Annotated in this window: 13 protein-coding genes and 1 riboswitch; of the genes, 5 read left to right on the top strand and 8 right to left on the bottom strand. The window is 48.9% G+C overall.

The features are described 5' to 3' along the window. Positions 1-113: 113 nt before the first annotated feature. The 3 genes from AC1S52_RS19325 to AC1S52_RS19315 form a co-directional block, all read right to left on the bottom strand. Positions 114-851: an FAD-binding oxidoreductase gene (locus AC1S52_RS19325; RefSeq protein WP_482030679.1), complete on the bottom strand. Its 738-nt coding sequence runs from the start codon at positions 849-851 to the stop codon at positions 114-116. Positions 852-853: 2 nt separating this feature from the next. Next, positions 854-1,078, bottom strand: a riboswitch (cobalamin riboswitch). A gap of 105 nt (positions 1,079-1,183) precedes the next feature. Beyond that, on the bottom strand, positions 1,184-2,926 hold the full coding sequence (locus AC1S52_RS19320) for a DUF3352 domain-containing protein (RefSeq protein ID WP_482030678.1): 1,743 nt from the start codon (positions 2,924-2,926) through the stop codon (positions 1,184-1,186). A gap of 123 nt (positions 2,927-3,049) precedes the next feature. Beyond that, positions 3,050-4,087 (bottom strand): sirohydrochlorin chelatase, encoded by a 1,038-nt coding sequence (locus AC1S52_RS19315; RefSeq protein ID WP_482030677.1) that lies wholly within the window; start codon positions 4,085-4,087, stop codon positions 3,050-3,052. A gap of 543 nt (positions 4,088-4,630) precedes the next feature. On the opposite strand from AC1S52_RS19315, the gene AC1S52_RS19310 reads away from it, so the two are divergent. The 5 genes from AC1S52_RS19310 to AC1S52_RS19290 all read left to right on the top strand — a co-directional run bounded on the left by AC1S52_RS19310 (position 4,631) and on the right by AC1S52_RS19290 (position 7,877). Then, the gene (locus tag AC1S52_RS19310; protein ID WP_482030676.1) at positions 4,631-5,083 is read left to right on the top strand and encodes an STAS domain-containing protein; all 453 of its coding nucleotides are present in this window, start codon (positions 4,631-4,633) and stop codon (positions 5,081-5,083) included. 243 nt (positions 5,084-5,326) lie between these two features. Continuing rightward, positions 5,327-5,614 (top strand): photosynthetic electron transport-dependent transcriptional regulator PedR, encoded by a 288-nt coding sequence (gene pedR, locus AC1S52_RS19305; protein ID WP_482030675.1) that lies wholly within the window; start codon positions 5,327-5,329, stop codon positions 5,612-5,614. A gap of 57 nt (positions 5,615-5,671) precedes the next feature. After that, positions 5,672-5,935: a hypothetical protein gene (locus tag AC1S52_RS19300; RefSeq protein ID WP_482030674.1), complete on the top strand. Its 264-nt coding sequence runs from the start codon at positions 5,672-5,674 to the stop codon at positions 5,933-5,935. A 40-nt stretch (positions 5,936-5,975) separates the two neighbouring features. Further along, positions 5,976-7,247 (top strand): histidine--tRNA ligase, encoded by a 1,272-nt coding sequence (gene hisS / locus AC1S52_RS19295; RefSeq protein WP_482030673.1) that lies wholly within the window; start codon positions 5,976-5,978, stop codon positions 7,245-7,247. Between the two features lie 105 nt (positions 7,248-7,352). Further along, entirely contained in the window at positions 7,353-7,877 is a 525-nt protein-coding gene (locus AC1S52_RS19290) for a photosystem I reaction center protein subunit XI (RefSeq protein ID WP_482030672.1), read from the top strand. Between the two features lie 309 nt (positions 7,878-8,186). Here the strand turns inward: AC1S52_RS19290 and rpoD are convergent, their stop codons facing one another. The 5 genes from rpoD to thyX form a co-directional block, all read right to left on the bottom strand. Further along, positions 8,187-9,347 (bottom strand): RNA polymerase sigma factor RpoD, encoded by a 1,161-nt coding sequence (gene rpoD / locus AC1S52_RS19285; RefSeq protein WP_482030671.1) that lies wholly within the window; start codon positions 9,345-9,347, stop codon positions 8,187-8,189. Between the two features lie 1,138 nt (positions 9,348-10,485). Beyond that, entirely contained in the window at positions 10,486-10,830 is a 345-nt protein-coding gene (locus AC1S52_RS19280; protein ID WP_482030670.1) for a hypothetical protein, read from the bottom strand. A gap of 115 nt (positions 10,831-10,945) precedes the next feature. Next, positions 10,946-11,641 carry a polysaccharide deacetylase family protein gene (locus AC1S52_RS19275; protein WP_482030669.1) on the bottom strand — a complete coding sequence of 232 codons (696 nt, stop codon included), beginning with the start codon at positions 11,639-11,641 and terminating at the stop codon, positions 10,946-10,948. 38 nt (positions 11,642-11,679) lie between these two features. Further along, positions 11,680-12,075 (bottom strand): response regulator, encoded by a 396-nt coding sequence (locus AC1S52_RS19270; protein WP_482030668.1) that lies wholly within the window; start codon positions 12,073-12,075, stop codon positions 11,680-11,682. A 705-nt stretch (positions 12,076-12,780) separates the two neighbouring features. After that, positions 12,781-13,503 (bottom strand): FAD-dependent thymidylate synthase, encoded by a 723-nt coding sequence (thyX, locus tag AC1S52_RS19265; RefSeq protein ID WP_482030667.1) that lies wholly within the window; start codon positions 13,501-13,503, stop codon positions 12,781-12,783. Positions 13,504-13,661 lie beyond the last annotated feature (158 nt).

Raw genomic sequence — 13,661 nt, 5'->3', positions numbered from 1 at the left:
GGACTTTGAATTTCAAACTCCCCTTTTCCCAAATTTGGGAGAAGGGTTTGGGGGATGAGGGCTTGTTTAGATGTCAGAAACCTACAGGTTGCAATGGAGACGAGGTTAAGCAATTAAAACGCAAAAAACTTTTCAGCGCGCACCTGTTCCGGTCTTGCTCCCAGGGCAAGAATGGTGGTGTGGATTTGCTCGGTGCGATCGCCCACGGCACAAATTTCTACATTAAACTCCGTCAGCTTAAAATCCTTTAATAGCAGCACGCTCTCTGGAGGTTGGCTGACAAGTGCTAGATAATGAAACCCTTTCCAGGAATGACTGAGCTGCTGCCAGTAGTCATGATAGGGGATTTGACCCGGTGTTTCTGGGTTGGACTGAATCAGCCAGACCGGATGTTGAAAGTTGCATTCCCAGAGCCAATCTATTTGGCTTTTGAGGGGAGCGATTCCAGAACCCTCCGCAATGTAAAGGCGCGGACGGGGTGGCAATTCGCTCAGGGTCATCAATCCGTAAGGTCCTCGCAGTGGCAGGGTTTGTCCAATCGATAAGTCCTGAATGAAGGCAGAACTCCAGCCAACGCGCGAAACACACAGTTCCAATTCGGGACAACGGGAAGGGGAGGAGGCGATCGAGTAAATTTTGCTGAATTTGCGCCCATCCCGCTCAAATTTGGGCCACACCGACTGCCCTGGCAAAAACTGAAACCCATCTCGATCTAACCGTAACTGAATGGATTTAATCGTAGGTGTTAGAAAAACCGACTCTAAAACCGTCGCCACATAGTCTGCCGTTGGAGAACGGCGCAACACATCTAAACTTTGCATCAATAACCCTCGCCTGTGGATCGCAGACATTACGGTGTATATCGCTTCCGGCGGGCATTCTGACTTGGGAAAGGATGAAGCATTTAAAACCTCATTCTTAAGCCTTTCTGCTTAAGTCTTTCCCTTCACAGTTGCGGCACAGTGCCAGATTTTTTTGCGTTTACGTATGCAAAATCACTGGTCTTTCCCCGGATTGGGCATTTTGCCTGATCCTACCTGGGCTGTTCCCCCAGGCAACCTGAAGCAGTTTTGTGATTTTAGCCTAATTAGGGCTGACGCAGATAACTAGGAAGTGATAACAGATGATTAGCAGTAGGTGCATGGACAACCTCATCCAATCTACTGAGTATCATCCCAACCTACTAAAATCTATTACGTTCATTAGGACTAGAAAGATTGAAGGAAGTCGGTGCCAGGGTGGGACTCGCTAAAGGTTTAGGGCTGTTTGCTTTTTGAAGCTGCACAAAGACATCGTAGCGGGTGCTGCGATCATCACTGATGGCGGCAGTAACCCCGATCGCTCTGACTGCCGCCACCAGATCCCGATTGCCGGGAGGCAGTTGCAAGAGGGGTAGATTTTTAGCATTGATGGCACGATCTACGTTCACGAAGAAGTGCCCGTTGCTGGGGTTGGGATCGGAAGGAACGGCAGCTTTAAACGATGGGCTGTCTGCCAGGGAACCGGTTGGTCTGGGAACCATAGTGCTTGTGATGGGCGCTCCCAGAGTGAGGAATGCCACATTGCCATCTAGCCAACCGTGGGTGATACTGGGACCCCCAGCCGGAAGCACCCAATTAGTAACGGGGATATCCCCGACCTTGGTTTCTTCGACTTTAAATTTATATTTAGTTGCCATCACCTCATCTAACTGCTTGAGGGTGGCTTCGGCAGCCCGGCGATCGCTTGACTGCACCATAAACACTAGTCCAAATGGCAGGGTGGGCACATTACCTTCCGGGGCGGCCACCAGCGCCAGCGAAAACTCGCCCCCCATCCAGGCAAGCAGGTCCTTGTCCAAATCCATTCCCACAGTAGACTTCAAGCCATCCCGTAAGCCCTGGGGGTTAATGGGTGACACCGGGTTTGCCGTGGCTCCCTGACTGTAGTCTTGCCAGAACTGTTGCAAGTTGCCCCCGGATGCCATGATCACCGTATCTGCTGGTAAGCGATCGGGCATGGTTCTGGCAGTGTTTTTCACATCATAACGACGCTGACTGTCCGGTTTGAGCCAGGAAATACTCTTAAACCGAATGCCTTCTGCCTCAAGCACCGCGGTGGCTGCCAGTCCTTGAACTTGCTGCACCTGTGCCAGACTTTGGGGTGAAACTGACTTGCCTGCATTTGCCGATGTAGCGGTGGCTGCTGCTGGAAGGTTAACAAACAGTTTGCCGAACGGTTGGGCAACCTGGATTTTCCCCACAGCCTGACTGTAGCCGGGCGTAGCTGCCAGAGAGGGTTCACCTGTAAAGGTATCGATCGCCCGATCCATAGCTTTGGGATCATTGGCGACTACTACCAACTTCTGACTCAGTATGGCGGCTGAGTAGTTTTGAGCTGCTGCGCCCTGCGTTTCACGAACCTGAATCCCTTTATAGGTGCGATCGGTGACCTTGCCAGCCTGGGGTTTGAATCGCTCCAGGGTTTGTTTTGCTTTTCCAGCATCCTGAATCGGCAGCACTAGAATTGTGGACTGTTGAGCTTGAGGCACTGGGGGTAATCCATTAGAACCGCTGGCTGGCGGATTTGCCTGGGGCGACAGAAATGCCACCATTGCCTCTTTACCAATCCAGGGCTGAATGTCCCGCTCATAGTCAAAGCCATTGGCAGTCAGGATGCGATCGCGCGCATTCGCGAGATTTTTGTCCACAACTGCCTGACTTTGTACTGTGCCAAAGCCCCGTAGTGTTTGCCACTGTCCCGGATCGGTTGAGACCGAAATCGCCATTAATGCATCTTGGGGAACCACCTCCGCTCCAACAGGCAGATCTCCCGGTCCAAAACCTCGTTGAGTCAATATCCAATAGGCTGCACCGCCCCCGGCGACCAACAGCACCGCAGTTCCAAGTGTCAGCAACAGGGATGGGGTCTTCGTCTTTTTAACCATGAGGACAGGGCTTTCCTAAAATCAACTTTGCCTAAACCAATCTGTGGGCAATGCCCTTGCCACTCTAGCAAACCTGGAAGCAATTGAGGACAGAAATCTAGCTGGGGGAGATGGTAGCGTTTACTAGGGTGCCTGCCATATTCTCTGATGATACTGAGCCGGATCAGCATAGGGATCGTCAACTGGATGGTCGTGGCTGTGAGATTGCTCGTGGCTGTGGGCATGGTCGTGCCCGTGATGGTCGTGCCCATGATCGTGGGAATGTCCATTTCCAATTGCCGCCAGCCTGAATTTGCACATTTCACAGTTCATCTGTACCTGACCCATCTGAGTCTCGATTTCGCGATCGCGCAAAACCGCAAATAGCTGAGGATGCAAACCCATTTCAGGCAGGCAGACCACCTGTGCCTCCGGATATTGCAACTGTTGTTGGGCAGAAACATCAAAAATCTTTTTGACTAATAACCCGGTAAACAGAAAGTAAGGCAACACAATGATCCGTTTCGGCTGGTAAAGGCGGGCACGACGAAAGCCTTCCTCCAACCGAGGATGGGTAATGCCAATAAAACAGGTCTCAACCGTCTGATAACCACTGCCTTCCCACACCATTCGCGCCAGCTTGAACACATCCCCATTAGCATCCGGGTCGCTGGAACCGCGTCCAACAAACAGCAAAACGGTTTCTTCGCGGGATAGCGCGTGGGGATTATGCTCTGGTTTATCCAGATCAGCCAGACGCGATCGCCACAGGTCTAAAATTCCCGGTGTAATCCCAAAATGTCGTCCATAGTGGAACGTGACCTGGGGATGGCGTTTCTTCGCTCGATCCAGCTCATTCGTAACGTCAAACTTGTTATGACGTGCCGCAAACAGCAAAATTGGCAATACAGACAGTTCTGTGTAACCCTGCTCCACACACTGATCGACCCCTTCCTGAATCGTGGGTGCCGTTAATTCTAGAAAGCAGGGCAAAACTGGACGCGAGGAGTCCAGCGCATAGTAAGCCTCGGCAAAGTCCAGTAAGCTCTGTCGCCCTTCAGCATCACGGGTACCATGCCCAATCAGAAGCAGGGGACGGTGCAATGGTAAAGGAGGTAGGGGAGCCGATGGGGCGATCGAAGTGACTTCAGAATGATGATGGGTAGGTTCCGAGATCTGCATAGTTAAGAACTCCTTCCCTGTGCAACGCAGGAAATAGAGTGAAAAGGCAGCAAGCAGGCATTCTGGCTTGGTAGAAAGAACGTAAAGATAGAGGCTAAAAGATGAATCCTAAAGGCTAAATCATTGACCTTCAGCCTTTATCCTTCAGCCTTTATCCTTAAAATATCCCCCTTTCCCCTCACAGTTGCGGCACAGCGTCGGACTTACACCGTTCTTTCCCCGCAGTACTGCTGTTCACATGTGCCTCGCTATCTTAGCCTATTGCGGCATCAGGCAAATGCCCTGGGAGGGGGTTATGAGTGTACCTAAAATCACAACCTCTCAATGATCTCTACCACGGGTTTACCTGATCCCGCACACAACGGCACAGTGACACTTTATAACCTGTCAACTGCTTAAGAACACACCACTACGGTGACTTACTACAATCCGGTAGGTTGAGTCTTGTTCCATGCTAGAGGTAGTCGGGAAGTCGCTGCTTTTTCTCCTCGTTTAAGCAAAGCTTCGCCTCTGCCACCCTTGCCGGCTTTCCTGGAGATTGTCATGAACACCACGATTGACTTGGTTGCAACCCAGACCAAAGTTGCAGTCCAGACCGAAAATCCAACAGACTCACCTGCTTTTTCTCCTCCCACTCAACCTCAAGCCAGTGGATCTGCTACGATTGTCCTTCAACCTAATGGTTCATTAAACTGCCACAACAGCGCAGAGTTTCAGAAAATGCTGGAGGAAGCTCTAGGACTTTCTGGGGATGGGGTAATTGTTGATTTTCTTTGGGTAGATTCCACAGATTCCTGTGGCGTGGCGGCTTTGGTCGCTGGAATCCAGCAAGCCGCGATTTTGGGTAAAATGCTGTCATTTCAGTCGATGGATGTTTCCACCCGCACTGCACTAGAAATTGAGTGGATACGTCAACGCGAGATTAGCTTTGGTCCCTGGAGCGATTTGTTTGGCACAGAACTAGAGCAATTTTTAGATAATCTGTTTCAGAATTGATATCAATTTCAATCGTTCTGCGGCATCTTCCCGGAGAGATCCATTCCGTGGATGCTGGCAAAATCACTACCCGTTGTGGCGTGGAGGGTGGATGAGTCACCTGTTATCTTGCATCCACCCATCTAGCCACTGATTACGAACCATTTGGTAGTCACCACCAACTCCATCCAGGACTGAGTATTTTTGCCAAGTTGCCCCTACAATGGGAGTGAAGTAAGTAGATATACACAGGCAAGGAATCGTATGGCTGGTGGCGATTTTCAAGCGCAGGGTCCTCTTTCCGACCGAGAACTGCAAGTTATTGAACTGGTAGCTGCTGGCTTAACCAATCAAGAAATTGCCGAAAAGCTAGAGATTAGTAAGCGTACCGTTGATAACCATATCAGTAATATTTTGACCAAAACTGAGACTGACAATCGAGTTGCTCTGGTGCGTTGGGCATTGCAGTGGGGTAAAGTTTGCCTGGATGATGTTAATTGCTGTCCCTTGCCTCCATTCCCTAATGTGGGCAAGGAAGCCGCCTCCAGCTAACCAGAGCCTACGCTCAAGCCGTCATTCTATATTGCGGGCGATCGGGAGAAAAGTGAATTGAAGCAGGGCATTCGGTGTGCTGGTTTACCGCTGGCTGTTTACCGTGAGGTAGCAGCCCATCTTTGCCAGATCGATGGCATCGGAGCGGAATTGATTCCTCAGCAGTCTCAGCAGTTTGAATATTCTCTTAGCCAGGTTGACAGTCTGTGGATTCAGTATCCAGAGAATGCAGATTCTGCCTGTTGTGAGCAGGTGCAGCAAATTTTAGCGTACTATAGCGATCGCTACGGTGCCTGGGAAACGGTTGCAACCCCAACCTGACCTCACCGAAAGCGATTCGCTGACATCTGTGGAAATAAGCATGGGTTCAATTCAGGCACTACGAGGAACACGGGATATTCTGCCCGTGGAAGTTGGTTATTGGCAGCAGATTGAATCGGCTGCTCGTAATATTTTGAGCAAAGCTGCCTATCAGGAAATTCGCACCCCCCTGTTTGAGCAAACAGCCCTATTTGAACGGGGGATTGGTGAGGCGACCGACGTGGTTGGCAAGGAAATGTATACCTTTAAAGACCGAGGTGATCGCTCTATCACCCTCCGCCCAGAAGGGACTGCCGGGGTTGTGCGTGCTTTTATTGAACATAGTTTGGCAGCCCAGGGCGGTGTGCAACGTCTCTGGTATACCGGCCCCATGTTTCGCTATGAGCGTCCCCAGGCAGGGCGACAGCGCCAGTTTCATCAGATTGGGGTAGAGGTATTGGGGAGTCCATCTCCCAGGGCAGATGCGGAGGTGATTGCGATCGCAGCCGATATTTTGCAAACCCTGGGACTGAAAAATTTACACCTCAACCTTAATTCAATTGGAAACCCAGAAGACCGACAACATTACCGAGCCGCACTCATTAGCTACCTCACCCCTTTCAAAGGCGACCTTGATCCCGATTCCCAGGATCGGCTCAGCCGCAACCCCCTGAGAATTTTAGACAGTAAGGATGAACGCACACAAACCATCCTACAATCCGCCCCTAGCATCTTGGATCACCTCAGTTCCGACTCAAAAACCCGGTTCGAGCAGGTTCAGCAACTGTTAACCAGCCTGGGAATTTCCTACGAAATCAACGCTCGCCTGGTGCGAGGACTGGATTATTACACCCACACCGTATTTGAGATCCAATCAGATGACCTGGGGGCACAGGCAACCGTGTGTGCCGGTGGGCGCTACGACGGGCTAGTTGCTCAGTTAGGCGGACCCGATACCCCTGCGGTTGGGTGGGCAGTTGGCTTAGAGCGTCTGATTTTGCTGCTACAACAGCTTCAACCAGGGATCGCTGCCAATGTGGACTTCTACCTGGTCTCTAAAGGAGAAAAAGCAGAGGCTCAAGCCCTGCTGCTGGCACAAACTTTGCGCCAGCAAGGATTTGTAGTAGAGCTAGACCTGAGCGGTAGTGCCTTCGGTAAACAATTTAAACGCGCTGATCGCAGCGGTGCTGCTGCCTGTCTGATTCTGGGAGATGCCGAAGCAGAGAACGAAACTGTGCAACTTAAGTGGCTGGCAACTGGAGTGCAGGAAGCGATCGCCCAATCTGCCCTTTCCACGATGACAGAGCAATTTCGTCAGCAGTTCTCTCATTAACTTTTCTAACGGTCACACCACCGATTGATACGGAGCGTCCCTTCCTGGACGTAAAATTAATCTCAATTCTTCGCATACACTCTAGATACATAAGGACAATTAAGCATGTCTGATCCTAGAAATGCAGAACTTATTCAGCCCTTTAAGGGCGATCCCTTCACCGGGCATCTTTCAACTCCCATAAGTGATTCTGCTTTTACTAGAACGTTTATTGGTAACCTGCCAGCCTATCGGAAAGGTCTTTCTCCAATCCTGCGTGGGCTTGAAATTGGTTTGGCACACGGTTACTTCATTATTGGACCCTGGGTGAAACTCGGTCCCCTGCGTGACTCAGATCATGCCGCTTTGGGTGGTCTTATTTCAGGTGTTGCCCTGATCTTGATTGCAAGTGCTTGCCTATCTGCCTATGGTTTGGCAACTTTCTCTGAAGAGGGCACGAACGAAACTACGCTTGCTCAATCTTCGGGTGGAGCGCCCGGTCGTTCAAGTCCGGCATTGCAAACAGCAGATGGATGGAGCCAATTTACAGGTGGGTTTTTTGTAGGTGCAATGGGCGGGGCATTCACTGCCTACTTGCTGCTATCTAACTTTGGAATTGTGGATTCCATTTTCCGGGGTTATGTCAACTAGCAATGGCTCTTTAAGTTAATCTCACTTTTCTGAATGCAGGAGTCTGGTGACAGGCTCCTTTTTCTTATGTTGGCTTCTTCTACTCCTAGCCTCCAAACCTCAGAGGTTTGAAAACCTGGTGGTCTAAGGTTGACGATCGTCACTATAGCTAGAACAGATGGCAAATTCGTTGTGAAGTCTGTGCGTATGTCTCATCCGTTCAAAGTTCGGCAAAGCTTCTGTCAAACCACGGACTCATTGCAAGGGTTTTAACAACTAAAAAGCCCGGTAGAGTCTCTACCGGGCTTTGATTAGAATGGAGCTTGGTTCTTAGCGAATATATTCCTTCAGCACACTGTTGCGATTGGGATGGCGAAGCTTACGCAAAGCCTTCGCTTCGATTTGGCGAATTCGCTCACGGGTGACGTTAAAGATCTGACCGATCTCTTCCAGCGTCTTCATCCGACCATCATCCAGACCATAGCGCAGTCTTAAAACGTCACGCTCACGGGGGCTAAGGGTATCCAGAACATTTTCCAGATCTTCCCTGAGCAGATTCTTAGATACCTGATCTTCAGGTGTCTCACCATCTGACTCAATAAAGTCACCTAAACGAGAATCCTCTTCCTTACCGATAGGAGTCTCAAGCGAGATAGGCAACTGCGCCGACTTGGCGATAAACCGCAACTTCTCGATAGTCATTTCCATGCGGGTTGCGATTTCTTCCTCCGTTGGCTTGCGCCCCATTTCTTGAGAAAGAAGCTTGGTTGTCTTCTTAATCCGGGAAATGGTTTCATAGAGGTGAACCGGAAGACGAATGGTACGAGATTGGTCAGCGATCGCCCGCGTGATTGCCTGACGAATCCACCAAGTCGCGTAGGTTGAGAATTTATAACCTTTTTCATGGTCAAATTTCTCAGCCGCACGGATCAACCCCAGACTACCTTCCTGAATTAAATCCTGGAAGGATAGCCCCCGGTTCATGTATTTCTTAGCAATGGAGACAACCAACCGTAAGTTGGATTGCACCATTTTTTCTTTTGCTCTGCGCCCCTCATATAACCGTCTGCGAAACTTGGGTAGAGGTTGATCGACCTCATTTGCCCAAAGGGACAGATCTCTTTCAATGTCTTGAGGGTTGGAGGCTAACCGCTCACACAAACGATCTCGAACCCGCTCCAGTTCCAGCAAGTCAGCAATCTTACGAGCCAACTCAATTTCTTCATCGGCGCGGAGGAGTCGAATCCGACCAATTTCCTGTAGGTACAGACGAATAGAATCCTCAGTATAATGCTTCTTCTTCGCCTGTGTGCGACGCCGGGTAGAGCGAGTCTTACCAGACTTGCCATCCTCATCATCTGTAGAAGCTTCAAGAGGATCGTCTCGATCTTCTTCATCGTTGTCGATGAAAAGCCCTAATCCACCTTCGGGCAGACTATCAGAGGCACTGCTTAACAAGTCAATTGCGAGTACGTCGTTGGCCTGGGTCATGCCGCGTTCCTCATGCTCCTTAACTAAAGTGAAAACCGGTCAACAGAGAACATCATATCCAAAGCCACCTGTCAGGATTTGCAATTACTAAACCCTGATTAAATAGCCATGTCGGCTGACTAGTAAAGTCTAACCCCTCCACTGAAACCATGACGTAAGGCAGAGGCACCAAACCATACGCTATAACCAGCAAGTGTCAAACAAAACCCTTCTGATTGTAGCTTTTCTGACAAAAGTTGCATGCTTTTCCTTCGCCTTTGCCATCAAGTTGAGAAAGTGACTGAGGGACTTAACCTCGCCCTATAGTTCGCGTAGTTTAACCAGATATTAGAGACGTTTTCAACCGCCTAACACCCAAACTGAGTGCGATCCCTTGAGGTCGTCGTTTGAGTTTAGAGTGTTGCCAGACACTAAAACAACCCGTCAAAAAAGCGCTTAGCCAGGCAACCTCCATCAAGGATCTAATCTCCTGTTGCTACGTTAACTCATAATCCTCAGAACTTTACCAAGTTCGATTATTAAGTTAAGTTAGTTACATCTTCAGAATAGGGGCAAGAAATAGGACTAATCCTGAGCATATTGCCGAAATGCCCTCAGCCATTTCAATGAACTCTTAACTTAAAGCCTATCCGAAACCTCTCTGAGTTGAGCAGCGGGTCTTGAGGTATGAGCTTAGCTTCAATCCCGTACCTGCTCCTACCACGACGAACGGATTTGCCAAAGACAGCACTATGATTCAATGGCACTGACTTAAAACAGAAAGCCCTACTTAGGGACTCGCAAATTAATAAAGTCCCAACGTCATTCCCGCGCAGGCGGGAATCCATCGTGGAGCAGATTGTCTAGCGGGTAGTTTATTTTGTGGCACATCCCTTACCTTGTTCTCCAGGCTCAGCCTGGGAACACTGACTGAGAGGCTCTGCCTCTATCAGCGCTAGAGGCAGAGCCTCCAGGGTTGCCATTCCAAGGCAAAGTCTTGGAACGAGAGTGATGGATGATGGGAACGTGCGGTCACTCATATGTTTCCGCTTATTTCAGTGCGATTGTACTATGATCAACCTTTTTGATTAATTGATCTGATCATTATTTGATATTATGAGCAGTTAATGATGCCCAGGTTGCTCCTGTGACCGACAGGCTACCCTCTAGTCTGAGAGTCTGGGGCAGGCGAGTTTGACCAGATTGATGGGTCTAAGTTCGGTGGTTTCAGTGTTTTTCGCTTAACCAGAATATTTTTAATCCCTACAGCCCGTAAACTGCCCCAGAGGCTACACGATTTGGGGGTAAAAGTTAGGGCAATCAGTGCCTCTTTCTTAGCTAGTTTGCAGCCAAGCTGGTAGACTAAGGGGCGTTCTTGAATATCAAAAGTTTGCAGTCTACAGTACAGTTCGTTCTGGTAATACATCCCTTCATGGATCGTGCCGTCAAACCAGAACTTAAAGCTAAAAATCTGTTCTTCGTCAATGACCAGAGGTAGCGCCACAAGTACCTGCCATTATGATGTCTAGGAATAGGTAGGGCTTTAAAGAAGCTAATACCTTAATATAGGTACGATTTGGTTGTTAAATGAACACTTTTGCCCACTCTTATGTCCACTCTTAACGTACAGCTATGGTCAAGTCGGTTTGTTGAACGTCCCAGAGTTGATCGATGGTAACAAAGTCGTAGTTTCGCTCCAGCAAAGCGGTGATCAGTTGGTCCGCTGTTTCTGCGACATCGGCTCCTCCGCAGTAGCCATCATGCAGAACAATCAAAGAACCATTTCTGACCTGCTGAAGAACGCGCTGAACAACGGTAGAAATACCAGGTCTAACCCAGTCTTCAGGAACAACACTCCACATAACTGGGCGATAGTTCCATTGCTGCAACAGATTTAGTGTTTGGGGTGTAAATAACCCATTGGGGGGGCGGACATCGCGAATCATTTCGGGAGAAAGCTGACAGGCATCGGCGATCGCGGCTTGCGTTTGTTGGAGGGATTGTTTTAGTTGGATGGGGGAAAGGATTGGAAAGGAGCGATGGTCATAGCCGTGTAACCCAACCCAGTGACCAGCTTCGTAAATTGTTCGGGCTGTTGCGGGCGATCGATTGACGCAGACCCCCAGCCAGAAAAAACTGGCAGGCACTCCATGTCGGTCTAAAACTTTCAGGAGTTGGGGGGTATATTCTGGGTGAGGACCATCATCAAAGGTGAGGGCAATTCTCCGGTTTTGCTCGCAGCCCGACCATAAGCACGTTGGAAACAACGGCTTTAGTACCTGGTAAAGAACTGGATAGACCGAAGCGAGTTGCATAGACACCGAATTGCCGCAGGAGGATGTTACTAGTGTAACTAACCCGCAGGACAACAGATTTGTCGAGTTTGGGCAGATTGAATCAGGGAAGACAGCACATCGCTACTAATGGGGTTGACGAGAAACCCATCAAAGCCAGGGTTTTCTTCTTGATGAATCCAGCTTGGATCATGAAAATCGGTTAGGGCAACTAAGGTGATGTGATAGGTCTTCGCACGAATGCGTAAATCACGTAGTAAGGTTTGAGACCAGTGATGGCGATTCCCCGCCAGGATGATGAGAAACGGGGGATGCAGCTCAGTTTGCGCGATCGCTTGCTCTTCTGTGCTAGCAATCGCCACAGAATAGCTAGAGTGCCCTAGCAAGCTGACCAACACCCTGACTGCTTGAGGCTGCTTTGCTAATAGCAAGATATAGCCAGACGTGAATTGCATAGTCGTTAACGACAGATTAATTGTTACTATACCCTTCAGTAAAATGGGGTTTTTAGAAAACAAAATTCCTGAAATCTTTTTCCCACCCCCCTTTTCACCCACTTAATTGGGATTAAATACCTTCCATTTTTTTTAGGTTTTAAGAAGTAGCAAAAAACATATTGAAACATTTCTTAAAACTTATATTGAGGCCTGCTGAATCTTTTGTTGGAGAATGAAAAGTAGATGAACTTTTTTTCTGAAATGGACGGTTTCTCAGAGGGTGTCTCAGGTGTCATAACTGCCATCCTGAGTGCAGCAAAGCGTGACGTTGGCAGAGCCTGCCCAAGGCTTAGTGCCTAGGATGTGAGCCGTTACACCAAGATGTTTTACTACGCTATTGCTCCATTCAACATGACCCGGATACTTCTCAGATGTCCTCTAGGGCAAAGCTACAGACAGTGTGAACTTAAGATTTACTATTCTTTATTTCGTGTCACTCAAAAGTAGATAAATTTAGACATAGACGTTTAGTTCAACTGGCTAATACAAACATTATCTTTAGATTTCGTTTAGCATTAAACCCAGTTTGTGTTTGGCAAAATCACCAACAGTTGCTGCTTCAATATTTCTTGGAAAAATGCCTGAATTATGAAGATATTTTTATCTTTTGTTTGAAATGTTTGGTGGTTCATGTTCTTCAGGGCACATCTGAACACCTTTTACTCAAGGAGCAAGGCGAGCTTTTTTCAGGCGATTTGATTCGTACCATTCGGCGATCGCTGGTACCCAGGTATAAAAGTGGGGCCAGATCGTTTCACACAGTTTCTGTGCCTCTAGCTGAGCATCTAGTTTCCAGCGCAGATCGAGGAGGTGCATCAGTGACCGCACGTTTGCAGACATAACCCAGTGCTGACGCACATCAAAGGGAATCAGCCCCCTGGCATGTTCCTCGGCAAACCCCTGTTGAATGCGCTCTGTGTAGCGACGGCAAGCTTCCAGACACCAATTTATATCCTGCTGCCGTTGTTCAAGGGTGTAGTCGTATCGCTTACCCTGGCGATCGCTATATGCCCCCAACGGACGCAGGTAGAAAACCTCTTCGACTTCCCGCCTGCCTTCTACCACATCAATAATGCGACTCCCGGTGTAACGGAACGATTGGACATCAAAGCTAATGCCAACCCGGTGAGTCCGAATTTGCTGCATGGTGCTGTGGGGAAACCAACCGCAGTTCAGCACAATTTGAGGATGTTCCAGAGGTCCATAGTGCCCCCGGTTACCCGCTAACAGATGCTTAATAATAACTTCGCCACACTTTTCTTCAGTTGGGAAGTGATCGCGATCGCCCCAGACAAAGCCTTCAGCATAATCCTGGTGCATTGCAGCATAGATTACCTGTTGTGGATTGGGCGTTTGGGCAATGACTTCAACCGTAAAACGATCCATAGCTATCTCAAGGCATGAACACGATAGGCTACATAGCATATCCCTTACTAATAGGCTTCGTGCAATTCTCAACCTTTTTATTAGCATCGTTAGCAGAGAGAGCCATGCTCTCCATATTTATGCCACGATGGAATTGAGATCGATTAAGCTAGCTATAA

The sequence above is a fragment of the Kovacikia sp. CALU 1929 genome (assembly GCF_056784235.1).
The sequence above is the reverse complement of the archived record's forward strand: the minus strand, read 5'-3'. Positions and strand labels throughout refer to the sequence as shown.

Excerpts from the sequence above, each read along its gene's own strand:
- thyX (WP_482030667.1), bottom strand. The coding sequence starts at position 13,503 with ATGGATCGTTTTACGGTTGAAGTCATTGCCCAAACGCCCAATCCACAA.
- AC1S52_RS19275 (WP_482030669.1), bottom strand. The coding sequence starts at position 11,641 with ATGCAACTCGCTTCGGTCTATCCAGTTCTTTACCAGGTACTAAAGCCG.
- AC1S52_RS19320 (WP_482030678.1), bottom strand. The coding sequence starts at position 2,926 with ATGGTTAAAAAGACGAAGACCCCATCCCTGTTGCTGACACTTGGAACT.
- AC1S52_RS19270 (WP_482030668.1), bottom strand. The coding sequence starts at position 12,075 with ATGCAATTCACGTCTGGCTATATCTTGCTATTAGCAAAGCAGCCTCAA.
- AC1S52_RS19315 (WP_482030677.1), bottom strand. The coding sequence starts at position 4,087 with ATGCAGATCTCGGAACCTACCCATCATCATTCTGAAGTCACTTCGATC.
- hisS (WP_482030673.1), top strand. The coding sequence starts at position 5,976 with ATGGGTTCAATTCAGGCACTACGAGGAACACGGGATATTCTGCCCGTG.
- pedR (WP_482030675.1), top strand. The coding sequence starts at position 5,327 with ATGGCTGGTGGCGATTTTCAAGCGCAGGGTCCTCTTTCCGACCGAGAA.
- AC1S52_RS19325 (WP_482030679.1), bottom strand. The coding sequence starts at position 851 with ATGTCTGCGATCCACAGGCGAGGGTTATTGATGCAAAGTTTAGATGTG.
- rpoD (WP_482030671.1), bottom strand. The coding sequence starts at position 9,347 with ATGACCCAGGCCAACGACGTACTCGCAATTGACTTGTTAAGCAGTGCC.
- AC1S52_RS19290 (WP_482030672.1), top strand. The coding sequence starts at position 7,353 with ATGTCTGATCCTAGAAATGCAGAACTTATTCAGCCCTTTAAGGGCGAT.
- AC1S52_RS19310 (WP_482030676.1), top strand. The coding sequence starts at position 4,631 with ATGAACACCACGATTGACTTGGTTGCAACCCAGACCAAAGTTGCAGTC.